This window comes from Variovorax sp. RA8 (assembly GCF_901827175.1).
In the GTDB taxonomy this organism is placed as follows: Bacteria; Pseudomonadota; Gammaproteobacteria; order Burkholderiales; family Burkholderiaceae_C; genus Variovorax.
The window spans coordinates 4,282,230-4,306,427 of record NZ_LR594662.1 but is presented as its reverse complement, the minus strand read 5'-3'; the positions used below and the strand labels follow the sequence as shown (position 1 = coordinate 4,306,427).

The 24,198-nt window shown below is 67.5% G+C and carries 25 protein-coding genes; 5 read left to right on the top strand and 20 right to left on the bottom strand.

The genetic code is table 11. From position 1 onward, the window contains the following. Positions 1-57: 57 nt before the first annotated feature. Positions 58-516, bottom strand: coding sequence for a DUF6130 family protein (locus E5P3_RS20125; RefSeq protein ID WP_162587589.1), 459 nt, complete (start codon positions 514-516; stop codon positions 58-60). 168 nt (positions 517-684) lie between these two features. Between E5P3_RS20125 and E5P3_RS20120 the strand changes: the two genes are divergently transcribed. Beyond that, a complete protein-coding gene (locus tag E5P3_RS20120) occupies positions 685-1,437 on the top strand; it encodes an alpha/beta fold hydrolase (protein WP_162587588.1) in 753 nt (250 codons plus the stop codon). 27 nt (positions 1,438-1,464) lie between these two features. Here E5P3_RS20120 and E5P3_RS20115 read toward each other — a convergent pair whose 3' ends face one another. The 12 genes from E5P3_RS20115 to E5P3_RS20060 all read right to left on the bottom strand — a co-directional run bounded on the left by E5P3_RS20115 (position 1,465) and on the right by E5P3_RS20060 (position 13,401). Next, complete coding sequence (locus E5P3_RS20115; protein WP_162587587.1) at positions 1,465-2,706, bottom strand: pyridoxal phosphate-dependent decarboxylase family protein; 1,242 nt, start codon at positions 2,704-2,706, stop codon at positions 1,465-1,467. Between the two features lie 8 nt (positions 2,707-2,714). Next, on the bottom strand, positions 2,715-3,527 hold the full coding sequence (locus tag E5P3_RS20110) for an ABC transporter permease (protein ID WP_162587586.1): 813 nt from the start codon (positions 3,525-3,527) through the stop codon (positions 2,715-2,717). Then, on the bottom strand, positions 3,524-4,348 hold the full coding sequence (locus E5P3_RS20105) for an ABC transporter ATP-binding protein (protein ID WP_162587585.1): 825 nt from the start codon (positions 4,346-4,348) through the stop codon (positions 3,524-3,526). Before E5P3_RS20105 ends, E5P3_RS20110 begins: the two co-directional genes overlap by 4 nt. A gap of 3 nt (positions 4,349-4,351) precedes the next feature. Beyond that, positions 4,352-5,395 (bottom strand): taurine ABC transporter substrate-binding protein, encoded by a 1,044-nt coding sequence (locus E5P3_RS20100; protein WP_162587584.1) that lies wholly within the window; start codon positions 5,393-5,395, stop codon positions 4,352-4,354. A 118-nt stretch (positions 5,396-5,513) separates the two neighbouring features. Continuing rightward, positions 5,514-6,230, bottom strand: coding sequence for a GntR family transcriptional regulator (locus tag E5P3_RS20095; RefSeq protein ID WP_162587583.1), 717 nt, complete (start codon positions 6,228-6,230; stop codon positions 5,514-5,516). Positions 6,231-6,322: 92 nt separating this feature from the next. Next, the gene (locus E5P3_RS20090) at positions 6,323-7,822 is read right to left on the bottom strand and encodes a class I adenylate-forming enzyme family protein (protein WP_162587582.1); all 1,500 of its coding nucleotides are present in this window, start codon (positions 7,820-7,822) and stop codon (positions 6,323-6,325) included. Beyond that, positions 7,819-8,550 carry a CoA-transferase subunit beta gene (locus tag E5P3_RS20085; RefSeq protein ID WP_162587581.1) on the bottom strand — a complete coding sequence of 244 codons (732 nt, stop codon included), beginning with the start codon at positions 8,548-8,550 and terminating at the stop codon, positions 7,819-7,821. Before E5P3_RS20085 ends, E5P3_RS20090 begins: the two co-directional genes overlap by 4 nt. Further along, positions 8,543-9,379, bottom strand: a complete 837-nt coding sequence (locus E5P3_RS20080) for a CoA transferase subunit A (protein ID WP_162587580.1) — start codon at positions 9,377-9,379, stop codon at positions 8,543-8,545. The genes E5P3_RS20085 and E5P3_RS20080 overlap by 8 nt, the downstream gene beginning before the upstream one ends. Before the next feature lie 11 nt (positions 9,380-9,390). Further along, positions 9,391-10,113 (bottom strand): enoyl-CoA hydratase/isomerase family protein, encoded by a 723-nt coding sequence (locus E5P3_RS20075; protein WP_162587579.1) that lies wholly within the window; start codon positions 10,111-10,113, stop codon positions 9,391-9,393. Next, positions 10,110-11,279, bottom strand: coding sequence for a CaiB/BaiF CoA transferase family protein (locus tag E5P3_RS20070; protein ID WP_162587578.1), 1,170 nt, complete (start codon positions 11,277-11,279; stop codon positions 10,110-10,112). The genes E5P3_RS20075 and E5P3_RS20070 overlap by 4 nt, the downstream gene beginning before the upstream one ends. Positions 11,280-11,293: 14 nt before the next feature. Then, positions 11,294-12,259 (bottom strand): Bug family tripartite tricarboxylate transporter substrate binding protein, encoded by a 966-nt coding sequence (locus tag E5P3_RS20065; RefSeq protein ID WP_162587577.1) that lies wholly within the window; start codon positions 12,257-12,259, stop codon positions 11,294-11,296. Between the two features lie 128 nt (positions 12,260-12,387). Beyond that, entirely contained in the window at positions 12,388-13,401 is a 1,014-nt protein-coding gene (locus E5P3_RS20060) for a TauD/TfdA family dioxygenase (RefSeq protein ID WP_162587576.1), read from the bottom strand. A 103-nt stretch (positions 13,402-13,504) separates the two neighbouring features. On the opposite strand from E5P3_RS20060, the gene E5P3_RS20055 reads away from it, so the two are divergent. Further along, positions 13,505-14,398, top strand: coding sequence for a LysR family transcriptional regulator (locus E5P3_RS20055; RefSeq protein ID WP_162587575.1), 894 nt, complete (start codon positions 13,505-13,507; stop codon positions 14,396-14,398). 6 nt (positions 14,399-14,404) lie between these two features. On the opposite strand, the gene E5P3_RS20050 is transcribed toward E5P3_RS20055, so the two are convergent. Continuing rightward, the gene (locus E5P3_RS20050) at positions 14,405-15,202 is read right to left on the bottom strand and encodes an IclR family transcriptional regulator (RefSeq protein ID WP_162587574.1); all 798 of its coding nucleotides are present in this window, start codon (positions 15,200-15,202) and stop codon (positions 14,405-14,407) included. A gap of 47 nt (positions 15,203-15,249) precedes the next feature. Continuing rightward, complete coding sequence (locus E5P3_RS20045; RefSeq protein ID WP_162587573.1) at positions 15,250-16,005, bottom strand: GntR family transcriptional regulator; 756 nt, start codon at positions 16,003-16,005, stop codon at positions 15,250-15,252. A 116-nt stretch (positions 16,006-16,121) separates the two neighbouring features. On the opposite strand from E5P3_RS20045, the gene E5P3_RS20040 reads away from it, so the two are divergent. The 3 genes from E5P3_RS20040 to leuD are packed head-to-tail and all read left to right on the top strand — an operon-like array spanning position 16,122 to position 19,145. Next, positions 16,122-17,105, top strand: coding sequence for a tripartite tricarboxylate transporter substrate-binding protein (locus E5P3_RS20040; protein WP_162587572.1), 984 nt, complete (start codon positions 16,122-16,124; stop codon positions 17,103-17,105). Further along, a complete protein-coding gene (gene leuC, locus E5P3_RS20035) occupies positions 17,095-18,510 on the top strand; it encodes a 3-isopropylmalate dehydratase large subunit (protein ID WP_162587571.1) in 1,416 nt (471 codons plus the stop codon). The genes E5P3_RS20040 and leuC overlap by 11 nt, the downstream gene beginning before the upstream one ends. After that, positions 18,507-19,145 (top strand): 3-isopropylmalate dehydratase small subunit, encoded by a 639-nt coding sequence (gene leuD, locus E5P3_RS20030; protein WP_162587570.1) that lies wholly within the window; start codon positions 18,507-18,509, stop codon positions 19,143-19,145. The genes leuC and leuD overlap by 4 nt, the downstream gene beginning before the upstream one ends. Positions 19,146-19,238: 93 nt before the next feature. On the opposite strand, the gene E5P3_RS20025 is transcribed toward leuD, so the two are convergent. The 5 genes from E5P3_RS20025 to E5P3_RS20005 are packed head-to-tail and all read right to left on the bottom strand — an operon-like array spanning position 19,239 to position 24,191. After that, positions 19,239-19,958, bottom strand: a complete 720-nt coding sequence (locus E5P3_RS20025; RefSeq protein WP_162587569.1) for a type 1 glutamine amidotransferase — start codon at positions 19,956-19,958, stop codon at positions 19,239-19,241. Beyond that, entirely contained in the window at positions 19,955-21,706 is a 1,752-nt protein-coding gene (locus E5P3_RS20020; protein WP_162587568.1) for an amidohydrolase, read from the bottom strand. The genes E5P3_RS20025 and E5P3_RS20020 overlap by 4 nt, the downstream gene beginning before the upstream one ends. Beyond that, the gene (locus E5P3_RS20015) at positions 21,681-22,454 is read right to left on the bottom strand and encodes an ABC transporter ATP-binding protein (protein WP_162587567.1); all 774 of its coding nucleotides are present in this window, start codon (positions 22,452-22,454) and stop codon (positions 21,681-21,683) included. The genes E5P3_RS20020 and E5P3_RS20015 overlap by 26 nt, the downstream gene beginning before the upstream one ends. Then, on the bottom strand, positions 22,447-23,226 hold the full coding sequence (locus E5P3_RS20010) for an ABC transporter ATP-binding protein (RefSeq protein WP_162587566.1): 780 nt from the start codon (positions 23,224-23,226) through the stop codon (positions 22,447-22,449). Before E5P3_RS20010 ends, E5P3_RS20015 begins: the two co-directional genes overlap by 8 nt. Continuing rightward, on the bottom strand, positions 23,223-24,191 hold the full coding sequence (locus E5P3_RS20005) for a branched-chain amino acid ABC transporter permease (protein WP_162587565.1): 969 nt from the start codon (positions 24,189-24,191) through the stop codon (positions 23,223-23,225). The genes E5P3_RS20010 and E5P3_RS20005 overlap by 4 nt, the downstream gene beginning before the upstream one ends. Positions 24,192-24,198 lie beyond the last annotated feature (7 nt).

Below are 24,198 nucleotides of genomic sequence, written 5' to 3'. Positions count from 1 at the left end.
CGCACCAGCGGGTGCGCCGGGCTCTGACCGTTCGGCAGCACGTCGGCGCCCGCTCCTTCAATGGTGCGGATGCGTGTGCGAACTCGTGGCCTGCCGCGCCGGAACCGTCACCGCGATGGTTTCACTGGCGACGATCTTGTGGTTGGGGTCGGCCAGTTCGATCAGCATCTTGTGCATGCCCGGCTCCAGGCCGACCACGATGATGGGATCGTTGCTGGTGTGAGCCCAGGTGCCGGGCCGATCGTCGACGGTCACGTGGAGGTGGCCGACCCGGGGCGATACGTCGGCAGCGCTCTTGCCGAAGATCGGAATGATCCGCATGTTCTCGGTCCGATGCTGGACGATCACGACCCCTCGTGCCAGGGGCTCTGCCAACGCCGGGTACACGAGCAGCCTGGGCGGCGGTTCCGACTCGAGCGGAATGACTGCCGCGGGACGGCCGGCGTCCGTAGCATGCGCCGACGTGATGGCAAGCGCTGCGAACCAGGTGGCAATGGCGATGTGTGGCAGCCTCATGATGTTCCCGTGTTGGTTGACGATGCCGAATTTTCGGAGGCGCACCGGCCGTCCGGCGCAAATGGCGTACGCCTCTGTATCTGCGGGACGCAGCCGACACAGTACGTTTCTTCGGCCGGACCGCTCGGTTAATCTCGCCCCATCGAGAACGCGATGGAGGCGGTGGACATGTACATGGAACAAGGCGGCCAGGGCCCGGACCTGCTCCTCATGCTGCACGGACTGGGCGCGACGGGGGCCGTGTGGTCGCCCATGTGCGCATCGGCCGACGCTCGCTGGGCCGGCCGCTGGGTGGTCCTGGACCTGCCCGGGCACGGCCAATCCGATCGACAGGACTCCTATGCCATCGGGCAGTACGCCGCATCCGTGGGGTGTGCCGTGCTGCCGCATGTCGATCCCGCAGGCCGGCTCGTGGTTGTGGGCCACTCGCTGGGCGGCGTGATCGCGCTGGCCCTGGCCACGGGCTGGTTCGGTGTCGCGCCGCATCGCGTCTTCGGCGCCGGCATCAAGGTTGCGTGGAGCGACGATGAGGTCCGCCGCATGGAGACGTTGGCATCCCAGCCCGCGAAGCGCTTTTCCACGCAAGAAGAGGCATGGGACCGATACCTGAAGGTCTCCGGTCTTGTCGGTATCGCCGACGCAGCGGCGCCTGTCATCGCCCGGGGAGTCCGTCGCGAGACCGAGGGATGGGGCCTCGCGATGGATCCTCGAGCCAATGGCGTAGGCAAGCCGCCGCTGACCGAATTGACGGCCCTGGCTCGCTGCGCGGTCCACCTCGGCCGCGGTCGCGATGACGCGCTGGTGACGCTGGAGCAGACCCGTACGCTCGATCCCGATGCCACGGACCTCGGGCCGCATGGCCACAACGTGATGGTCGAGGCCCCCGAGCGGGTCTGGGACTGGATCGCTTCCTTCACCTGACCCGTCGGATCGCCCCGCCGGGCTGCCTCAATACTGTGCGGGTACCACGCCGGAGCTGCCTCGGGCCTGTGTCGCGGGGTCCGCCAGCACCTCGGCCATGTCCGAAAGATACTGGCCCACGACCGGTTCGTGCGTGAGGTTGAGCATGTGATGAATGCCGGGTGGATCGTTCACGTAGCCCACGGTCCATCCGCGCGCGCTCATTGCGCTGCCGATCGCGCCCATGTCGCGCTGCGGCGAACCGAAGGCGAAGATCGACAGCTCCGGCCGGCCGATGGTGGGCAGGCCCAGTGCGTCCAGTCCTGCCTGCATGGCGCGCCTGGTGTTCAGCACGCGCTGCGCGACGCGCAGGTAGCCGTCCCTGCCCAGGTAGTTCATGACGGCCCAGGCGGCAGCGATCGCGCCGCCGGCACGTGTGCCCACCAAGGTGTGCGTGAAGTACTGGCCACGCGGCCAGTTGTCGAAGGCGTAGCCCATCAACGCGAATGAAGCAGGGTCGGCAAAGAAGAGCGTGGAGGCGCCCTTGGCGGTGTAGCCGTACTTGTGAAGGTCGGCTGAGATCGAGGTGACGCCGTCCACCGCGAAATCGAAGTCCGGGATGTCGGCGCCGAGTTCCCGCGCGAACGGCGCGAAATAGCCGCCCACGCAGGCGTCCACGTGCATCCAGGTGCCGTGTTCCCTCGCGAGTGCGGCAAGCTCGGGAATGGGATCCACCACGCCGTGCGGGAAGGCGGGCGCCGAGCCGACGACCATCGCGGTGTCGGGCGTCAACGCCGCGCGCATCGCGCCCAGGTCGGCGCGGAAGTCTTCGCCCAAGGGCGTGCGCACCGGCTCCAGCCCGAGGAAGTGCGCGGCCTTGTCGAAGGCCGGGTGCGCGCTGCGAGGCATCAGGATCTGCGGCTTTCCCATGCCGGGGCGGGCTGCCAGAGCGCGGTCGCGCGCGCATTTCACCGCCAGGAAGATGCTCTCGGTGCCGCCGGTGGTCATGGCACCGCGGGCATCGGGCCCGCCGCGCAGCAGCCCAAGGCCCATGGCCACGACCTCTCTTTCGAACTTGTCGAGGCTGGCGAAGGCGCGCGGGCCCAGGCCGTTCTCCGAGAAGAACATCAGGTAGGCCTTCTTGGCGACCTCGAGCACGTCGTCGCCGGCGTAGTGAATGAACATCGGCAGGCGGCCGTTGCGCCAGTCGGCGTCATGGCGGGCGGCCTCTTCCATCTGGCGCCTGAGTTCGTCCCAGGCGATGCCGTGGTCGGGGAGTCGGGTGTGCATGCTTGTCGTCATCCTTCGCGGCCGCCCCAGTGGACGACCTTGTTCTCGAGCGCGCGCGCCAGCAGGTCGAGCGCATAGCCCAGCACGGCCATGATCAGGGCGCCGACGATCACGACGTTGGTGAGCAGGAAATCCGACGCCGACATAGCCATGTAGGCGATGCCCGCGTTGGTGGCGATCATCTCGGCGCCCACCAGCATCGTCACGCCGATGCCGATGCTCACGCGGATGCTGGTGAAGATGCCGGGAAGGCTCGCGGGAAAGATCACGCGGCGGAAGATCATGCTGCGCGAGGCGCCGAGCGCCATCGCGGCCTGGACCTTGCGCACGCCCACGCCGCGCACCGCCTGCATCGCGCTGATCGAGAGGATCGGGAACAGTGCCAGCACGATGATCACGATCTTCGCGACCTCGCCGATGCCGAACCAGATGATCAGCAGCGGCAGCAGCGCGAGCTTGGGCATGGGCCGCGAGATCTCGATCGGCGGGTCCAGCACGGCCTTGACCGTCTCGTTCATGCCCATCCACAGGCCCAGCGGCACGGCGACCAGCACCGTGAGCCCGAAGGCCAGCCCGAACCGGAAGAGGCTGATGCCCACGTGGTGCGCAAGCGTCTTGCCCTGGTAGCCGTTCTGCATGAGCTGCAGGAAGCTCTGCCAGACCGAGACCGGCGACGGCAGGAACAACGGCGCCACGAGGGGCTTGCCCTCCACCAGCGGCGCGGTGATGAGAAACCACAGCAGCAGCAGCGCAGCGAAGGAGCCGAGATTGATCCAGCGCGAGCGGCCCTTGCGCGCCCCTGGGGATGCCGCGGTGCTCATCGCGTGTGCTCCTTGCTTTCCTGCTGCTGGGCGGTCAGGGCCTCCTCGCGCAGCAGGCCAAAGATCTCGGCCTTCATGCGCGCGAATTCCGGGCTCGCAACCACCGCCGGATCGGCGCTTTGCGCGAACGGCGGGCGGAAGCTCGCCTTGATGCGGCCAGGTCGCGCCGACATCACCACGATGTGCGTGGCGAGGAACAGCGCCTCGTCGATGCTGTGCGTGATCCACAGCACGGTCTTGCGGGTCTCATGCCAGATGCGCCGGATTTCTTCCTGCAGCAGTTCGCGCGTCTGCGCATCGAGCGCGGCGAAGGGCTCGTCCATCAGCAAGATCTCCGGGTCGTTCGCCAGCGCGCGGGCGATGCCCACTCGCTGCTGCATGCCGCCGGAGAGTTCGTATGGGTAGCGCTTGGCAAAGCCGGTGAGCCCGACCATCTCGAGGTACCGCGCGGCGATGCGCGCCGCTTCGTCCCCCGTCTTGCCGGTGGCCAGGGGGCCGAAGGCCACGTTGTCGCGCACGCTCATCCAGGTGAAGAGCGCGCCTTGCTGGAACACCACGCCGCGCCGCGGATCGGGTCCGCGCACGGGCAGGGCGTCCATCAGCGCCTGGCCGGTGGTCGGCTGCTCGAAGCCGGCCAGGATGTTGAGCAGCGTGCTCTTGCCGCAGCCCGAAGGCCCCAGCAGGCAGGTGAATTCGCCTTCGTCGATGTCCAGCGAGATCGGCTCCAGAGCTTGCACGGCATCGGCCCCCGTGCCGAAGCGCTTGCTGACCTGTTCGAAGCGGACCTTGGGAGAGCGTTTGTCGGGGTCTGCCTTCGCCATTCGTCAGCCGGCCATCTTGGCGACGAAGCTCGAATCGACGAGCCCGCCCACGTCCTTGGGCATCGCCGAGATCTGGCCGGACTCGAGCAGGAATTGCGCCTGCGTCTGCAGCGTCTTCTGCACGCCGGTGTCCTTCTCGCCCGGTTTGCCCATCCAGCGGCTGCTGAGCTGCTCGCTGGCAGGTACGGGATAGAAGGTGTTGAGCGAGCGCATGACAGTGGCCTCGTCGACGTTGAGGAACCTGGTCATGGTCTCGACCGCGTCCTTCGGGTCCTGCTTGAAGCTGCGCGCGATCTGCTCGTAGTCCTTGAGGAAGGCGAGCACAAGGTCCGGCGACTTCTGCTTGAACTCGTCGCGCACCAGCAGGCCGTCGAAGATCAGCAGGTTCTTCTGGTTCAGATCGCCGGTCTTGAAGATGATCTTGCCGCCGTCCTGCGTCAGGCGCGGCAGCACGGGCACCCAGATGTAGCTCGCGTCGATCTCGCGGCGCTGCCAGGCGGAGGCGATCTGGTCGGCGCGCATGTTGATGAGCTGCACGTCGCCGAGGCCCAGCCCCGCGAACTTGAGCGCAGCCACTGCCGCGAAATGCACCGAGGTGTTGAAGGGCAGGCCGATCTTCTTGCCCTTGAGGTCGGCCACGCTCGTGATGCCGGAGCCGCCCTGCACCACCAGGCACTCGCTGTCGACGATGTTCTTGTAGACGTACACCATCGAAGCCTTCAAGCCGTTCGCATAGCCCACCATCATCGGGCTGGAGCCGATGTTGCACATGTCCAGGCTACCGCCGGCCATGGCCGAGATCACCTCGGAGCCCGCGCGCACGGTCACGAAATCGCTGCTGACGCCTGCGCCGAATGTCTTGGCCGACATGTTCTTCGCGCGGATGTAGTTCTGCGCGTCGATGGCCCCGAATGTGCCGAGCTTGACCGAGCGCGACTGGGCGAACGCGGGTGTTGTGGCACCGAAGAGGGCGCTGCCCGCGGACGATGCGAGCAACATGTGGGCGGCCGTGAGGTGGAACTCGCGGCGAGAGAGGTTGAGCTTCATTCGGACGGCCTTTCCTGGATGGCGGAGGGGAGCGGAGCCGCCTTGCGGCCGGCACGCCCAAGAGTTTAGAGCGCTTGAATATATTCAAGATACTCCAAAACCCGCAAGGAGCCAAATCTCAAGGTTTGAGCAGCCGGATCAGGTATCGGGAGCCGTGCGTCAGGTCGTCGCGCATCGCCTGCCCGAGCGCGTCGCCGTCGCGGCGGCGCAGCGCGTCCATGGCCACCAGGTGCGTCTCGTGGCCGGTAAGGCTCCCGCAGTACTGAGGGAACAGGAGGTTGAGCGTGGGCCCCACACGAAGCCACAGCCCCTCGATGATCCGCACCAGGATGGATTGGCCCGAAGCTCGATATATTGAAAGATGGAAATCCGTGTTCCGGACCAAGGTCTCGTGCGCATCGCCCGCCTGGATCGCCGCGAGATGCGCCTGCATCACGCCGTCCAACCGCTCGATCTCCTCGTTCGTGATGCGGGGCGCAGCCTCCTTGGCTGCGAGGCATTCGAGTTCCATGCGGATCTTGAGGATCTCACGGTAGGTCTCGATGCCCAGGCGCGGCACGCGGATGATGCGCCCATTGACCACTTCGAGGCCCTGTTCGACGACCAGTCGCTGCACCGCCTCGCGCACGGGCGTCAGGCTGACTCCGAAATCCTCGGCCATGCCGCGCACGGTCAACACCTGCTCGGGCAGGAGGGCGCCGGTCATCAGTGCATGGCGCAGCTTCTGGTATGCCTGGTCCGCCAGCGTGTCGCCGCGCGTGTCTGCGCCTTCGCTGCGTGCGGGCCGTGCCGAGCGGGAAGGCGGGCGGCGGGACGTGGTGTGCAGCTTGGGCATGGTGAAACAGGGGCGGCCGGGGCGCCTGAATATACTCTCAGCAGCTCCGCCGGCCTCGCCAAGAAGGAAGGTGCGCCCTCTCGGCCCACCGGTCACAGGGCGGCCACGTTCTCCTTCACCCGGCGGCGGTCGACCTTGCCTGTTCCGTTCTCGGGCAGCGATTCGACGAAGTGCGTCGCGGCCGGCTGGTGGATCGGCGACAGGCGCGCGGCCACCGCGCGCCGGATCGTTTCGCCTTCCAGCTGCGCACCTTCGGGACTGTGCTGCCGCACGATGACCGCGACGGGAACTTCGCCCAGGTCCGCGTGGGCCGTCCCCACGACACAGCAGGCCGCCACCCCGGGCACTGCGGCAATCGCTTCCTCGATCAGGTGGGGCGAGAGGTTCTCGCCTCCGCGGATGATGACGTCCTTCAAACGTCCGGTGATGAACAGGTAGCCGTCTTCGTCGAAGCGCCCCAGGTCGCCGGTGCGCAGCTCCCCACCCGGCGACTGCGCAACGCCATTCCCGCCGTCCACGAGATAGCCCGTCATGAGGCTCGGCCCGGAAATGCAGATCTCTCCATCCACGCCGGGCTTGCCGACCCGTTCGCCGTCCGCGCCGCGCAGGAAGGCCGACTGGCCCTGAAGCGGCGTGCCCACGGAGCCGATCTTGCGTCGTTCTGGCGGATTCATCGTCGACGTGCAGGTCGCCTCGGACAAGCCGTACGAAATCACCAGCGGCAGGCCGAACTTGTCCTCGATGCGCCGGTGCAGTTCTTCCGTGATCGGCGCGGACCCACAGCGCATCATGCGCAGCGAGGCGAGCGATGATGGCGGGAAGTCCAGCGGCAGCATCCGCGCGAACATCGTCGGGACGCCGGTCAAGATCGTCGGCTGCGCGGCGGCCATCAGCTCGGGCATCTGCTCCGCCTTGAAGCGGGGAGCCAGCACGATGGCGCTGCCGGCCGCGAGCGGTGCCAGCAACTGGTTGTTCACGCCGTTCGTGTGGTGCATCGGCATGATGTGCAGCAGCCTGTCGGCAGGCGTCAGCCCGGTGTGGCGGATCACGCCCAGCGCGTTGGTCAGCATGCCGCGGTGGTTCTGCAGCACGCCTTTCGGCTTGCCGCTGCTGCCCGAGGTGAAGAGCAGGAAGCCGTCGCTTTCCGGCGCGAGATCGCGGGTCCAGAAGGGTGCGCTGCGCGGCACCGCTTCGAAAGCGAGGCGGTGCTCGGTTGGAATGCCGGCGACCTCGCCCTCGCCGGCGTTCGCCGCATCCGCGACGATCCAGCGAATGCCAGCGACCTGGGTACGCCGCCTTGCTTCTTCCTCGCCCAGCCTCGGCTCCAGCGGACAGGGGCAGGCGCCCGCCGCCATGACTCCCAGGATGCAGATCGCGAGCTCGGCCGAGCGGCCCATGGCGAGCGCGACCCGGTCGCCATGGCGTACGCCGGCGCCGTGCAGCCAGCCGGCGCAGCGGCCGACCGCCTCGTGGAGCTCGGCATACGTGTAGCTGCGACGCTCGTCCTGCAGCGCGAGCGACGATGCGCGGGAGGGATCGATCCAGCCTGCCTGGAAGACCTCCAGCAGGTGCGCTGCAGCCGCTTCGCTCATCGCAGCTTCACCGCCGCATCGCGTTCGAACTGCCCTGCCGGGTCCAGCGATGCCAAGGCTTCGCTCTCGCGCTGCGTGGGCGGCGCGGCGGGAGCTGCACCCGTGGCGTCGAAGTCGAATCCGGTGCGCTCCCGCACTTCCTGCAGGCTGGCCTCGGGATGCCAAGACTGCAGCGCGAGGCGCCCATCCCGCTTCAAGAAGACGGCGATCGGCGTCACGACGCCATGGAACCCGCCCCAGGAGGTGCGGAAGTCGAGCTTCTCCACCAGCGTGCGCTTCGAATGTTCGGTGCGCCAGGTGCAGGAGCGCTTCGCCGTCGGGAGCATGACGGCGCCCCCGCCGCCGCCCGGCAGCCGCACCTTGGGCCGGTGCCAGTCGCCGATGACGGAGTTGTTGGCACACCCCTCGCCGTCGATCTGCGCGGCGCCCAGGAAGGTGAGGTCCATGCGGCCGCGGGTGCAGAGGTCGTAGAAGTCCTCGTTCGCGAAGATGGAGGCGGACTGCTCGGCCAGCACGGGATCCGAGCTCGACAGAGGAATCTTGGAGGGCACCGGGTCCACGCCGCCGGCCACGTTGATGTAGGTGAAGTCGAAGTCGTAGGCGCGCCTGGCGAGCAGGCACGCCAGCATCGGCATGGTCGAGTTGACACCGCTGAAGGTGATCTCGTCGGGGCGGATGAAGCGCGCGAGATTCGTGACGATGAAGGAGAAGCCGGACCATTCAGACATGGCTTGCCTCCATCGCTTCGGGCGCCTTCGCCATGTGCGCGGCGAGCACGTCCTCGCCTGGCGGCAGGTAGGCCTCCACCGCCGGATAGTCGATCTCGTACGACGGCCAGCAGGAGCCCGGCCAGGCGCCGTGCGGCACGACGGCAAAGGCCTCGACCATGAAGTGCGGTACCAGGGTCGCTTCCGGCTGGCCCGTGAAGACGGCGGTGTCGACCAGCTTCTCGGCGACCACCAGCACGCTGCCGGCAGCGCGGCTCATGATGCGGTCCCAGTGGTGCGTGCCGGCCACGCGCACGTTGCCCTGCGCATCGACCTCGCTCGCGTGGAGCACCGCGAAGTCCGGACGGATCGCCGGGACCACCCATACGGGCCCCCCTGCGCCGTACGGGTCTTCCAGGCACTTCCAGCCGTTCAGCGCAGGGATGTCGCTGCCGTGCAGTCCGCCGCAGGGCTGGAAGGGAATGCCGAAGGCCGCAGCGCGCAGGCCTGCGGTGAGGCTGGCACAGGCATGCTCCTCGAGCCTTGCTGCGCCGGTCTCGATGGCGCGGCGGTAGTACGGTGCCAGGCCGAAATTGCCTTCCATTGCCACGATGCCCGCACGCACCTTCTTCACGGCGCCGGCGCGGCAGAGGATGTCGATGTCATAGCCGGGCGACTGCTTGATGATTTCCAGGTCCGTCTTGCCCTGCCTGATGAGTTCGCGGACGAACGCGAACGGCCCGCGGTGCAGGAAGCTGCCGCCAAGCGCAAGCGAGGCGCCGTCGGGCACCTTCGCCACCAGTTCCTTCAATCCCAGCTGCTTGCCGGAAGCGCCGAATCCACTGCCCATGTTCTTTCCTTCTAGTTGGAGCGGAGGTAGTCCGCGATCCGCTGTTTCAATCCCGGCCGCGCGGCGGAACGCACGAGCCAGGCCAGGTCGTTGTCCGCTTCGCGCGTCGACAACACTTCGTACAGTGCATTGCGGCTCCACGCCGGCAGCGCCGACGCCTTGGTGCGGGCCTGCTCCACGACCGCAGGCCAGTCCGCCTGCTCCGCGATTCCATGCAGGAAGCCGAGTTGCACCGCGCGCGGCGCGTCGAAAGTCGCGGCTTCTTCCTGCAACGACGCTGCGTGCTCGCGCCCGACGATCTCGCCGAAGCGGCGTGTCCCAAGGACGAGGCCGAACTTCAGTCCCGGCATGCGGAAGCTGGTGTCAGCGGTGGCATGGCGCTGCCGGCATGCAGCCACGAGGTCCACGCCGGCGCCGAAGGTGCGCCCGTGCGCGAGTGCCACGGTCAGGCAGGGCGAGGAGGCGACCGCCTGAAGCAGCATCTCAACGCGCACGAAACGCAGCAGGAGATCGCCTTCGGTCTGTTGTTCCACTTCGGAAAAATCGAAGCCGGCGCTGAAGTTCCTGCCTTCGCCGCGCAGCACGAGCACCTTCGCGCCCTCCGCAGGCGCGCGTTGCACGAGGTCGATCAACTCCTCGACGAGCTGCGACGAGAGCGCGTTGCGCTTCTCCGGGCGCGCGAGCGTCAAGGTCCAGACCTCGCCGTCGCGCTGCAAGGCCACCGCGTCCGTCATGGTCCGGACTCCGCGGCCGCGCGCAACGCGCCCAGCACCTCGTCGTTGTGCTCCCCCAGGCCCGGCGGGCGGCGCGTGACCGGGAGGTTCTCGCCCCGAAAGCGCATCGGCGACGCAAAGGTGCGCGTGCGCATGCCGTTGGGCAGTTCCAGCGGCTGCACCCAGTCCATGTGCTCCACCTGGGGATCGGCAAGCACCTGCGAATAGCGGTTGATCGGCGCGCAAGGCACGCCCGCGTCGCGAAAGCGCGCGAGCCAGGTGGCCGTGTCCGCGGAGGCGAACTCTTCCTCGAGGATGACCAGGAGCGCATCCTGGTGCCGGGCGCGCAGGGTGGGGGAGGCGAAGCGCTCGTCGGCCAGCAGGTCCTCGCGCCCGATCACGTCGCACACTGACTTCCACAGCGCGTTGTTGCCCGCGGCCATGCCGAAGTAGCCGTCCTTGCAGTGGAACACCCGGTACGGCGCATTGCGCGGGTGCGCGGAGCCGAGCTGGACCGGGTCGCGCCCGCTGCCGAAGTACTCCGAGGTCTGCAACGCGGCGATCCCCAGCGTGGCGCCGAGCATGGGCACGTCGAGGTGCGTTCCCTCGCCCGTCGCTTCGGCATGCCGCAGCGCCGACACGATGCCGAACGCGGCGTAGAGGCCGGCGGAGAAATCCGCGAGCGGCACGCCGCACTTCACCGGCGGGCGGTCCGGCTCTCCGGTCACGCTCATGATGCCGCTCATGGCCTGGATGGTCAGGTCGAAACCGCCTTCCTGCGAGCGCGGGCCGCTCTGGCCATAGGCCGAGATCGAGCAGTAGACGAGTGCCGGGTTGAGCGCGCTCAGGCTCTCGTAGCCCACGCCGAGGCGCTCCATCACGCCGGGGCGGTTGTTCTCGATCAGCACCTGCGCATCCTGCGCGAGTCGGCGCAACAGCATCACATCGGCCGGCTCCTTCAGGTTGAGCGTCACCGATCGCTTGTTGCGATTGAGGGACGCGAAGTTCTCGCTGAAGCCGTTGTTGATCGGGGGCCAGCTGCGCAGCGTGTCGCCTCCGTCCGGATTCTCGACCTTCACGACGTCGGCGCCCATGTCGGCGAGCAGCATCCCGCAATAGGGGCCGGCGGCCACGTTGCAGACCTCGATGACGCGCACGCCGGACAGCGGGAGAGGGGCAGATGCCATGAGTGCTTCCTTCTTCAAAGTTTGATCTGGGCCGTCTTCTGGACGCGGCCCCATTTCTCGATCTCGCCCTTGACCATCGCGTCCATGCGCTCGGGCGTGGTCGTGATGACATCGGCGCCGGCCTTGTTCATCGCCGCCAGCAACTCGGGCTTGGTTGCGACTTCCCGCATGGCGGCGGACAACTGGCCGACGATGGCCTTCGGCGTGCCCTTGGGCGCGAGCAGGCCATAGTAGGTGGTGACATCGAAGTCCGCCACGCCGGCCTCGCGCAAGGTCATCAGCTCGGGCAGCATGCTGCTGCGGGCCGCACTGGTGACGGCGAGGATCTTGATCTTCGGGTTGGCGTAGTGCGCGCTGAGCGCGGGCAGCGTTTCGAAGACCACGTCGATCTGCCCGCCCAGCAGATCCGTCATGGCCGGGCCGCTGCCCTTGTAGGGAACGTGCAGGAGATCGACGCCGGCGGCCTGCTTGAAGTACTCGCCAGTCATGTGCTGCGTCGATCCATTGCCTGCGGAGCCATAGGTCAGGGGTTGCTTCTGCGCCCGTGCGTAGTCGAGGAATTCCTTGACGCTTTTCACCGGCAGCGATGCGCGCACGGCGAGGGCCAGGGGTACCCCCGCGCCCATGGACACGGGCATCAGGTCGGTGCCGAGGTCGTAAGGCTTGCTCGTCGCCGCGACCGCATGGATGGTCAGGGTGCCGATCGCGGCGAAGAGCAGCGTGTAGCCGTCGCCAACGGACTTGGCCGCTGCCTCGGCCCCGATCTCCCCGCCCGCCCCGGCCCGGTTGTCGATCACGATCGGCTGGCCGAGCGCCGAGCCGAGGTGCTGCCCGTAGATGCGCGCCGTGATGTCGTTGGCGCCGCCCGGCGGGTAGGGAACGATCATCCTGATCGACTTGGCCGGCCAGGACTGTGCGAGTGCAGTACGGGTGGTGGCCAGCGCGGCGAGTGTCGCGCAGAGGAAGTTGCGTCGCTGCATGTTGTCTCCAGTGGGAAGGAATTCATCGCGGGTGCGGCCCGATGAATGTCCCACCGTTCACAGCCACGGGTCAAACGTTCCGTATTCCGGAACGAGGCGAACGAGGCGATGGCGCCTCCGAGACCGTCTCAGCCGTTGTAGAAGCGGCGGCCGCGCGAGCGCAGCCACAGGCGCACGAGGTGGCGCTTGCGGTCGTCCTCGGCAAAGTCGGTGTAGCCGGTGCGGCGATGGCCCAGGCGACGGTTGTCGACGATCTGGATCTGGCCCGGCTCGAAGAAGAACTCGCGGATCAGGTGCGGCTGGTTCATCGTGGCTTCGAGGGCTTCGAGGGCGTCCTCGCCCAGCCCGTCGAGCTCGATGCCGGCCATCCTGTAGCCGTTGACGACGTGGCGGTGCGAGAGCCGGCTCGTCAGGCGTCCATCCGTCATCTGCATCAGGGGGTGGCTGATGACCGGCGGGGCCTCCGGCGCATGCTCACGGTTGCGGTCGAAGAGATAGGGCGCGAACAGCCGATCGATCAGCTTCGGGTGCCTCGCGAGCATCTCGTTGTAGACCGTGTGGAAGCTGACGATGCTGCTGATGCCGCCTTCCTTGGCCGGGCGCAGGCACAGCAGGGCGACGTAGTCGGGCGCGCAGAGGTTGTAGCTGTTGTCGGTGTGGAAGTTCTGCTCGGCATTGGTCACGTCGGGCCGCACGCCATTGCCCGGAGGCCTTCCGAGGTCGCGCACGTCGTAGATCATCTTGCCGTCCCAGCTCTGCGCGACGGGGCGCGACACGAGCTGCGACAAGATCCAGTAGATGGCCTTGGCATCCTCCTTGGAGAGCACGTCCATGGGCAACTTGTCGATGATCACGAAGCCGACACCGGTCTCCAGCGTCTGGCGCACGCGCGCCATCATGCGGCGGCACGCATCGATGCGGAAGGCGTCGGGCTCCAGCATTTCGACGGGCAAGGGATTGTCTCGGAGCAAGGCCACCACACCCTCGAGTTCGCGCAGGGCATCGGCTTCGAGCGTCACGATGCCGTCTGTCGGCTTCAGGCTTGCGGCGTCCCACACGACGCCGCCCGCCAGCCGCGTGCGCGGAATGATGGCGGCGGGGCTGTGCTCTGCTTCGCTGAGGATGTTGCCTGTGGCTTGCATGAAGTCTCCTGGATGCATGTGTTGAATCGATGCGAGCCAGTCTAGGAGGCCTCCGCTAGACTTGCCAACGAATTCGGGCGATGGCTCTCCATCGCTGCCGGCGATGAACGTCAAGCAACTCGAAACCTTCCTTCAGGTCGTGGAGAAGGGCAGCTTCGCGGCGGCGGCCGAGGCGCTGCACACCACGCAGTCCACGGTCTCCGCGCGGGTGAAAGACCTCGAGCACTATTTCGGCGTCGCGCTGTTCGACCGCAGCACGCACAGGGCGCAGCTGACGGCCAAGGGCCGCGAGCTGTTCGCCATGTCGCGGCAGGTGGTGGGCGCACTGGAACAGCTGCGGGAGCGCATTTCGGATCGCGCGTCGCTCACCGGCACCTTGCGGCTCGGCGTCGTTGGCGTAGTGGCAGGCACCTGGCTGCCGGCGCTGGTACGTGAACTGCGCACCCGGCATCCGGCGCTGCAACTGCAGGTGGAGGTGGCGCTTTCCAAGGTGCTCGCGCAGAAGCTGCGCGGCGCCGAGCTCGACGTGGCGATCATCGCGGGCCGTCCGGATGACGACGAGTTGCGATGCGAGCCGGTCGGCGAGGAACGCTTCGCGTGGATGGCGAGCCCCTCGCTCGGCGCAGCGCGCGGCGCAATCACGCCGGCGGACCTGGCAGCCTATCCGGTCATCGCCTTTTCGCAGGAGTCCTTCCACCACGCGGCGATGAAGGCGTGGTTCAAGGCCGGCGGCGTGCGTTTCCAGCCGGCGATCACCTGCAACAGCATGGAAGTCATCGCGCGCCTGGTATCGCAGGGGGAGGGCGTGGGACTGCTGCCTTGCGACTACTACGGCACCGAGGTGGCCCTGGGCAAGCTGGAGGTCCTGAGTGCGAACCCCGCGATGCCGGGCGTGGAGCTCACGCTGTTGGCCTTCGCGCAAAGACCGACGGCGTTCGTCTCGGCCGTGACCGAGGCGGTCACGGCGGTGCGCCGTGGGCGGCACGCCGCCGCTTGACATGGCTCACGGGGGCGCGTGGGTGCTTCCGAAGCGCAGCCGGTTCAACGCGGCGGGCGAACGCTCGCCGGCGAGCGCGTCGGAGATGTCTGCCGCGGTCGCGATCACCGCATCGGCCCAACCCGGCACCACCGCCTTGCGAAATCGCTCAGCCGGCCCTGAGATGCCCACCGCGGCGATCACGAAACCGCGTGCATCCATGATGGGCGCCGCGATGCCATGGACGCCTTCGCGCCACTCCCCGCGGTTGACGGCATAGCCGCGCTGACGGACCTTGCGCATGTCCTTGAGGAATTCGTCGCGGTCGGTGATCGTGGCGTCGGTGTGGCGCTTGAGGGCCGCGCACGCGGATTCGAGCACGTGTTCGCGCGCGAACGCGAGCTGTACCTTGCCGGTTGCGACGCAATAGGCGGGCACACGGCCACCGATCTGCGTGTAGGCGCGTACCGGACGTTCGCTGTCGACCTTGTGGACGTACACCACTTCCATGCCATCGAGCACCGACAGGTGCACACTCTCGCCGGCGAACTCCATCAGGCTTTCCATCTGGCGCTCCGCATGGCGGCGCAGGTCCAGCTTGCCGAGTACCGCGGACCCGAGCTCCCAGAGCTTGATCGAAGGCGTGTAGGCGCCGGTTTCCTCGTCACGCAGCACGAAGCGCGTTTCCACGAGCGCTTGCATCAGTCGATGCACATTGCTCTTCGACATCTGCAGTTCCTTGCCGATCTGCGTCAACCCGAGCGCCTGGCGGCTGCGCGAAAGAAGTTCGAGGACGGCAAGGCCCTTGAGCAAGGTGTTGTTCATGCGGGGTTCAGTCTAGGGCGATTCCGCCAGTTGCGATCCGCGACGGCTCACGTACCGCCCGCGTCCGTGTGCGGTTGCATGAGAACCACGTGCGTCTCGAATCGATCCGGAGGCCCCTGCAGTTGCTGGTACTCGATCGGCCGGCCCGTTGCGTCGTAGCCGATCCGATGCACATCGACGAGCGCGGCACCTACCTCGACGTGCAGCAGCCGGGCGATGAGCGGCGTGGCAAGCCGGGCGCGCGTGACCATGTCGATCTTCGAATAGACATGCCCTTCGCGGGCGAGCAGCTCCGACAGCGCCGACTGGCCGAAGTCGCTGCGCTTGTACCGGCGCCCGAGCGCCTCGGGCAGGTACAGCGTGGTGTGCACGATGGGCAGGCGTCCAACGAGGCGCAGCCGAACCACTCGCAACGTCACGGCACCATCGGGAAGCTGCAACCCGCTGCGCACATCGGGTGGGGCCGCCACGAAGTCGAACTCCTTCACCACGGGTCTGCTCAGCGCGCGGCGCTCGGCCACCCTTTCGAGGTAGGGCCCGATGGGGGCTGGAAGGTTCAGCACCGAGGCCTTTGCCGAGACGAAGGTGCCGCGGCCCGCCTTTCGCTCGATGAGCCCCTGCAGCTCCAGGGACTTGAGAGCCCGCCTCACGGTCACCCGTGAAACGCCGTGTGCCGCGCCGAGCGCCTCCTCGGTCGGCAACTGATCGCCAGGGTGATAGCGGCCGCTGGCGATGCCGTCCTTGATGAGTGTCGATATCTGGAAGTGGAGCGGCGCTCCGGGGATGGAATCGGCAGGCTGCATGTGACGGATGCTATCAGCGTCATTTGTATTAACATCAATACAATTGAGACCAACGGAGTAGACAGATGCACGAACACGATTCACCTGCCTCGGCGCGACCACGGTCGAACGGGCGCATGACCAGGCGCGCGTTGCTCCTGGCCACCGCGGCCGCTTCCGCCGCCTGGCAAACCCCATCCCTGGCGCAAGGCGAGCAGGCGCCCGCGTTCCGGCCCACTCGCGCCGTGCGCCTGATCTCGCCGTTGCTGGCCGGCGGTGCCACCGATGCGATCGTCCGCCCGATCGCGCTGAAGCTCTCGCAGCTCTGGAACCAGCCGGTGGTGGTGGACAACAAGCCCGGCGGGGGCACGATCATCGGGACACAGGCGGTGGTCCAGTCTCCGCCCGACGGCTACACGCTCGGCGTGGCGATCAGCGCGTTGACGATCAACCCGAGCCTGCGCAACGACCTGCCATACGACACCTTCAAGGACATCTCGCCGTTGACCCAGATCGGCAATATCACGGGCGCGCTGGTCGCGCATCCATCTTTCCCGGCGCACGACCTCGAAGGCCTCATCGCCCAGGCGAAGGCGAGCCCGGGCGCGCTGTCGTATGCGTCGCTGGGTGTCGGCACCGGAGGCCATATCACCGGGGAGCTCCTGAAAGTGCGCAGGGGCTTCGATATGGTCCATGTGCCCTTCTCCGGCAGCAACGCGGCCTATCGCGAACTGCTGCCGGGGCGGATTCCCGTCGGCTTCGTGGTGCTTGAATCGGCGCTGCCGCACGTGAAGGCAGGCAAGCTCAAGGTGCTCGGCCTCACGGATGTTCAGCGCAACAAGCTCTATCCGGAATTCCCGGTGCTCGAGGAGACCGTCAAGGGTACCGGCTACGACAGCGTGTTCGGCCTGATCGCCCCCGGCCGCATGGCACCCGACCTGCTCGACCAGATCAACGCCGACGTCGTGAAGGTGCTCGCGTTGCCCGAGATTCGCCAGCAACTCGCTCAGCAGGCGATGGCCGTGGTCGCATCGTCGGCCCCGGAGTTCGCGCAGGTGATTCGGCGCGATGTCGAGCACTGGAAGCGGGCCGTGAAGGAGTCCGGCGCCCGTGTCAACTGAAGCCACCCTGTTCGACAAGGTCTGGCAACGCCATGTGGTCGCCGATCTCGGCGAGGGCTTTGCGCTGCTGCACGTCGACCGTCACGTCGTGCCCGACTTCAACGGCAACGCGTTCACCCGCCTCGCCCAGCGCGACCTGGCGGTGCGCAATCCTGAGCTCACCTTCGCCACTGCCGATCATTCGGTTTCCTCCGATCCACGCGATCCGGATCCTCGACAGTCGAACAATCCCCACGTTGTGGCGTTGCGCGCGGCCACGCGGAAGTTCGGCATCCGCCTGTTCGACATCGGAAGCGTCGGACATGGCATCGTGCACGTGATCACGCCTGAACTCGGCATCGCCTTGCCGGGGCTGACCGTTGCGATCGGCGACAGCCACACCTGCACGCACGGAGCGCTTGGGGCACTTGCGTGGGGGGTGGGCCAGGGCGAGCTGGTGCACATCCTCGCGACCCAGACCTCCGTGCAGCGAAAGCCGCGCACGCAGCGCGTGAGCATCGATGGCACATTGCCGGACGGCGTGGGTGGCAAGGACCTCATCCTTCATCTGATCGCGACGCTGGGCGTGGACGCCGGCAATGGCTTCGCTGTCGAGTACTCGGGCGGCGCCATTCGCGGGCTGTCGATGGAGGCGCGCTTCACGCTGTGCAACATGTCCGTCGAGTGGGGTGCGCGCTTCGGCATGATCGCGCCCGATGACACCACCTGCGAATGGCTCGCAGGCCGCCCCCATGCGCCTCGCGGCGCAATGTGGGATGCCGCGGTCGCGGACTGGCGGACCCTGCCCACGGACGCCGGCGCGCGCTTCGACAGGGAGGTTGCAATCGACGCAAGCGAGCTCTCGCCCCAGGTGACGTGGGGCAACAGCCTCGACATGGTGCTGCCCATCGATGGCTGCGTGCCCGACCCTGCCTGCGAAACGGATGCCGGACGCCGCGCGTCCATGGAAGCGTCGCTGCACTACATGGGCCTGCGGCCCGGGCAAGCGATCGAGGGCCTGCCGATCGACCGTGTCTTCATCGGCTCCTGCACCAACAGCCGCCTGCCGGATCTTCGCGACGCCGCCGCCGTGCTCCGCGGCCGGCACGTCGCGGCGCATGTTCAGGCTTGGGTCGTACCGGGCTCGGAGCAGGTCAGGCGCGATGCCGAGGCCGAAGGGCTGCACCGGGTTTTCATCGATGCAGGCTTCGACTGGCGCACGCCGGGCTGCTCCATGTGCCTGGGCGCCAATGGCGACGTCATCGCCCCCGGCGAGCGGGCCGTTTCCACCGCGAACCGCAACTTCGCCGGCCGTCAGGGGCCGGGCAGCCGCACGCACATCGCGGGCCCCGCGCTTGCGGCAGCCTCCGCCTGCGTCGGCGCCATCGCGGACCCGCGCAAGTTGCTGTCGGAGAGTTTGCGATGAGCGCATTGGTCGAACTGCGCGGCCCGGCCGCAGCCATGCTGTCGCCGAACATCAACACCGACATCATCGCGCCTCTGGTGCGCGCCCCGGATGGCAAGCAACCGGCCGGGATTCGCAGCGATGCCGAGCTTGCACAGCGACTCTTCGGGCCGTGGCGCTATGACGGCACCGGCGCGGAGCAGCCGGATTTCGTGCTGAACCAAGCCCCGTTCAGACAAGCGAGATTCCTGCTGGCAGGGCCCAATTTCGCATGCGGGAGTTCCAGAGAAACCGCTGCGACGATGCTGAAGGCGTTCGGCATCCGCTGCGTCATCGCGCCGAGCTTTGGCCAGATCTTCCAGGACAACTGCTTTCGAAACCACATGCTTCCGCTCGTGCTCAACCTCGAGACCGTGCAACACCTGGGTACGCTCGCCGCAAGCGGCGCGGATTTTCTGCTCGACGTCGAGCGATCGGCGCTGGTCGCGCCTGACGGGCGCGAGTATCGTTTTGCACTCCCGTCCTTCCGGCAAACCATGCTCTTGCGCGGCGAAGACGAGGTCGCGGTCACGCTCAGGCGAGCCGACCAAATCAGCGTTTACCAGCAATCCGCCAAGGCCAGGCGACCGTGGGAATGGCCGGGGGTCGTCCAATAGGCATGGCCGTGAATATGGAGGCAACTTCAACCCGCAGGCGCGCACCCTGGAACCCTTCCTCGGGCGAACGGCAAGGTTTCGCCCGGCTTCTTGTCACGCAAGCCAGCGCGAGTACAGGCGCTGGAGCAGGACGTGCATCTGCTGCGTCCGGCGGGGCAGGTCCCGAAGAACGTCGCGATAGTCGCTCGTGGCCGGGTTCGCAAGTGCGTTCTGCCGCAGCATCTGGTGACCGTTGCGCTCCACGGCCAGGTGAACCAGGGCCGGGGTCATTTCCAGGTGGGATTGGATCAGCAGGTGCATGTCCTTGAGGACGAAGGCCTGGTTGCGGCAATGCGCGCCCGTTGCCAGCGCCACGGCGCCTTCGGGCGGCTGGAAGGTATCGGCATGCCACTGGAAGGTCGGCAGCACCTGGCCCGCATGGTCGCCCCACCATTCGCTTGCGGCGGGCGAGGCCTCGGCCGTGATCTCGCACCAGCCGATCTCCGGCCTCTCGAGCGTCCGCACGTCGCCGCCCAGGGCCAAGGCGATGATCTGGCTGCCCAGGCAGTGTCCCGCCACCGGGATGCCACGCCGGTCGGCATCGCGGATCAGCGAGAGTTCGGCGGCGATCCACGGAAGTGGATCGCGTGCGCCCATGTAGCCTCCCATGAACACCAACCCTCCGAAGCGCGATGCGTCCTGCGCAACGGCATCGCCGTCCACGATCCTGATCAGCTCGACCTGGCAGCCGAGGGATTCGAGGATGGGCACGGCCGCGCCCGGCGCGCCCACCTCGGTGTGCTGGAAGACCGCGATCGGGCGGCGTGTCCTCATTGGGACCGCGCGCTGGCGTCGTAGACGACCTTGCCGTCGACGATCGTCTGCAAGGGCTTGATGTCCTTGATCTGTGCGTCGGGGACCGACAGGTAGTCCGCCGAGAGCACGACCATGTCCGCGAACTTGCCCACCTCGATCGAACCCTTCTTCTTTTCCTCGAAGGTGTAGTAGGGCCCGGCGTTCGTGTACAGGCGCAGCGCCTCCTCGCGCGTGAGTCCCTGGTCGGCGCCGTAGACCTTGCCCCTGGGGTCCTTGCGCGTCACCATGACGTACAGGCCGACGAAGGGATTGAGGATATTGACCTGGTTGTCGGTGCCGGCCGCAGTGCCCTCGACACCGAGCGTGTCCAGCAGCCAGCGGCTGGGCACCGCGCGGTTGGCCAGCACGGGGCCCATGTATCGCTCGACCGTGGCGGCCTTGTCCCACATGAAGATGTTCTGGGCGTCGACCCGCACGCCCAGCTGCTTGGCGCGAACGATCTGCTCCTTGGTCATGAGGCTGCCGTGGATCACGATGAAGCGACGGCCCATGAGCGACTTCTGCTTGTCGGCACCTGCATAGGCATCCAGCACGAGGTCCACCGCCGCATCGCCGACGGCATGGGTGCCGACCCGCCACCCGTACTGGTTGGCCAGCGCGACGCTCTGCTTGTAGGCCTCGGGGTCGAGCGCCAGCGTGCCGTGGTTGTGCGCGTCGTCGGCATACGCCTCGCGCACGCGCGCCGATTTCAGCGTCATGCCTCCGTCCGCGACGATCTTGATCCCGGCGGTGCGAACCCAGTCGTTCCCGCTGTTGTCCTTGTACTTGGCCTGCTTGAGCATCTGCTCGAACTCGGCCGCGGTGGAGGCGCGGCTGATCCACATGACACCTGTGCGAACCGAGGATTGGCCGCGTTGCGCGAGCGTGAAATAGGCCCTCATCTGCTCTTCAGTGAGCGCCGCGTCCACGGTGCTGGTGATGCCCGACTGGTTGTAGATCCGTTGCGCGGCCGTGAGCTGGGTGAGCAGCTGGTCGAAGGTCGGCTTCGGGACCTTGTCAGCCACCAGGTCGATGGCCGTCTCCTCGAGCACCCCCGTCGCTTCGCCGTTCGCGTCGCGGAAGATCTTTCCTCCCACCGGATCCTTCGTCGTGCGCGAGATCCCGGCCAGCTGCAAGGCCTTGGTGTTCGCCATTGCGAAATGCCCCACGGTCTGCACAAAGACCGGGTGGTCCGGTGCGACCGCGTCCAGCTCCTGGCGGGTCAGGTAGCGCTGCTCGCGCAATTGCGAGGGCGGGTGCCAGCGGCTGGTCTGCACCCATTCGCCGGCAGGGATCTTCTTCGCCTTGATGAAGTCGGCAATGATGGCCTGGGCGTCGGCCACGGTCTTGGCCTTGATGACCTGCGCGGTGGTCTCCGCGGTTCCCGCGCCGATCATGTGACTGTGGCTGTCCATGAGGCCGGGGATGACCGTCCTGCCCTGCAGGTCGACCACGCGCGTGCCGGACCCGACGTACTTCCGAATCTCGTCGGAAGACCCCACGGCGACGAACTTCCCGTCCTTGACGGCGACGGCCTGGGCGATGGAGAAGCGCTTGTCCGCAGTGATCACCTTGCCGCCGAGGTACACGGTGTCGGCAGGGGTCGCGGCCATGTTGGCGCAGGCGGCCAGCGTGGCCGCTGCCGACAAGGCCGCCAGTGCCCGGAAGAGCCGCCTTCGGCCCGTCGCTGGTTCGCGCGCGCTACGCGAGGCGACCGGTGAAGTCATTGGAATCATTGGAAGCTCCTGTGTTGTTGTGGATCTGTTCTTCAGTGGCGCCGACGCCGAGAAAGCCTTCGAGCAGGCGGGCGTTCCCGGCCAGCGCCGCGCTCGAGCCGGCGTGCACCACGGTGCCGCGCTCCAGCACGATGGCCTGGTGCGTCATCTCGAGTGCGAGCACCGGGTGCTGCTCGACCACGATCGAGGGCAGCCCCTCGCTTTCGCAGAGCCGGCGAATCGATCGGGCAAGCTCCTCGACGATGATGGGCGCCAGGCCCTCCATCGGCTCATCGAGCAGCAACAGCTTCGGGTTGGTCATCAGTGCGCGGCCGATGGCCAGCATCTGCTGCTCGCCGCCGGAGAGCTGGTTGCCGTAGTTGCCACGGCGTTCGTGCAGGCGCGGAAAGAACTCGTACACGCGCCGAAGGTGCCAGGGGCCGGGCCGGGCCACCACGGTGAGGTTTTCCTCGACCGTGAGCGACGGGAAGACCTCGCGCTCCTGCGGCACCCAGCCCAGGCCGGCGCGCACGCGGCGGAAGGAAGGCCAGCGGCTCAGATCCTCGCCGCACCAGCGCACGGCTCCGCGCATCACGCGCGTGTTGCCCATCAGCGTTTCCAGCAGCGTGGTCTTGCCGACCCCGTTGCGGCCCAGGACGGCGAGGCTCTGGCCCTGCGCCAGCGAGAAGCTCAGGCCGTGCAGCACCACCGCGCTCCCGTAGCCGGCGACCACCTCGTCGAACGCGAGCATCTCAGACATGGGCGGCTCCGGCATGCGGGGCGCGCGAGTGCCCGAGATAGACCTCGCGTACACGCGCGTCCGAGCTGATCTCGGCGGGCGTGCCTTCGGTCAGGATCTGGCCCGCTACGAGCACGGAGATGCGGCGCGAGAAGCGGAAGACGAGGTCCATGTCGTGCTCGATGAAGAGGATGCTGATGTCCTGGGGCAGCTCGGCGATGGCTTCGAAGAGCTCGCCGCTCTCGTCCTGCGGGACGCCCGCCGCAGGCTCGTCGAGCAGGAGGATGCGCGGCCGGGCCGCCATGGCGAGCGCGATTTCCAGCAGCCGCTGCTTGCCGTAGGCCAGCTCGGCCACCGGCATGTCGGCGACCGCATCCAGCTTCAGCCGGCCGAGCAGCGCGTGCGCTTCGTCGTACACCGCCTTGTGGCGCCCGAGCGGCCGCCACCAGACGGCCCCCAGGCCATCGCGCTCGCTGATGGCGAGCACGACCGACAGCAGCGGGGTGAGGCTGGGGAAAAGCGTGTTGATCTGGAAGGTGCGCGCCAGCCCGAGGCGCGCGCGCTTGTCGGCCGGCAGTGCCGTGAGTTCGTGCTCGCCCAGGTGGATGCTGCCGACGGTCGGCTTGAAGACACCCGTGAGCAGGTTGATGAGCGTGGTCTTGCCTGCCCCGTTCGGGCCGATGAGCGCCTGGCGGGCCCCCGGCTCCAGCACGAGATTGACATCGCTCACGGCCCGGAAGGCTCCGAAGGAGATCCCGAGGGCGTGCGTGCGCAGTGTCGTCGCGCCGCTCACGAGGGCCTCCCTGTCTTCACCAGGCGCGACAGCGCGCCCATGATCCCGCCGCGGCCGAGCATCACGACAGCGATGAGGAAGATGCCCAGCCAGAACATCCAGTACTGGGGGTTCAGGTCGGCGAACGCGTCATGCACCAGCATGTAGACGATCGCGCCGACCAGCCCCCCGTAGAGGCGGCCGGTGCCACCCAGCACCAGGATGATCAGCACTTCGGCCGAGCGGTTGAAGCCAATCGACTCGATGCCGACGAACTGCGTGGTCTGCGCCAGCAACGCGCCCGCGATGCCCGCGACGCCGGCGGACAGCGCGTACGCGAGGCGCAGCCGCGACTCGACCGGCGAGCCGATGGCCAGCATGCGCTTGCGGCTGTCATGGATGCCGCGCAGCGCCAGTCCGAACGGGGAGCGGGTGATGCGCCGCACCACCAGGAAGACGGCCAGCACCACGCCGTAGGCATAGGCAAAGGCGGTCCTGCCGAAGAGGTCGAACTCGAACAGGCCCAGCACCGGCGAGACCACCATGCCCTGCAGCCCGTCGGTGCCGCCGGTGATGGAGGAGAGCCGGTTGGCCAGTTCTGCCAGCAGCACGCAGACGCCGAGGGTGATCATGAGCCGCGTGAGATCGGCGCCACGGACCACCAGGTAGCTCAGCACGTACCCGAGCGCCACGCACACGAGCAGGGCCAGGAGCAGTCCGGAGAAGGGCTCGCCCCAGCCATGCCTGGCCAGCAAGCCGGCGGTGTAGGCACCGGCGCCGAAGAAGGCCGCGTGGCCGACCGTGAGGATGCCCGCGTAGCCGAGGGCCAGGTCGAGTGCCACCGCGAACAATCCGAAGATCAGGACCTGGCTCATCAGCGTGAGCTTGTCCGGCAGCAGGAAGAAGCTGGCGGCCAGGGCCAGCCAGAAGACGATCTCCGCGATGCGCAGCTGCCGGCCCGAGAGGGAGAGGGAGATGGCTTTCACCGGAGTA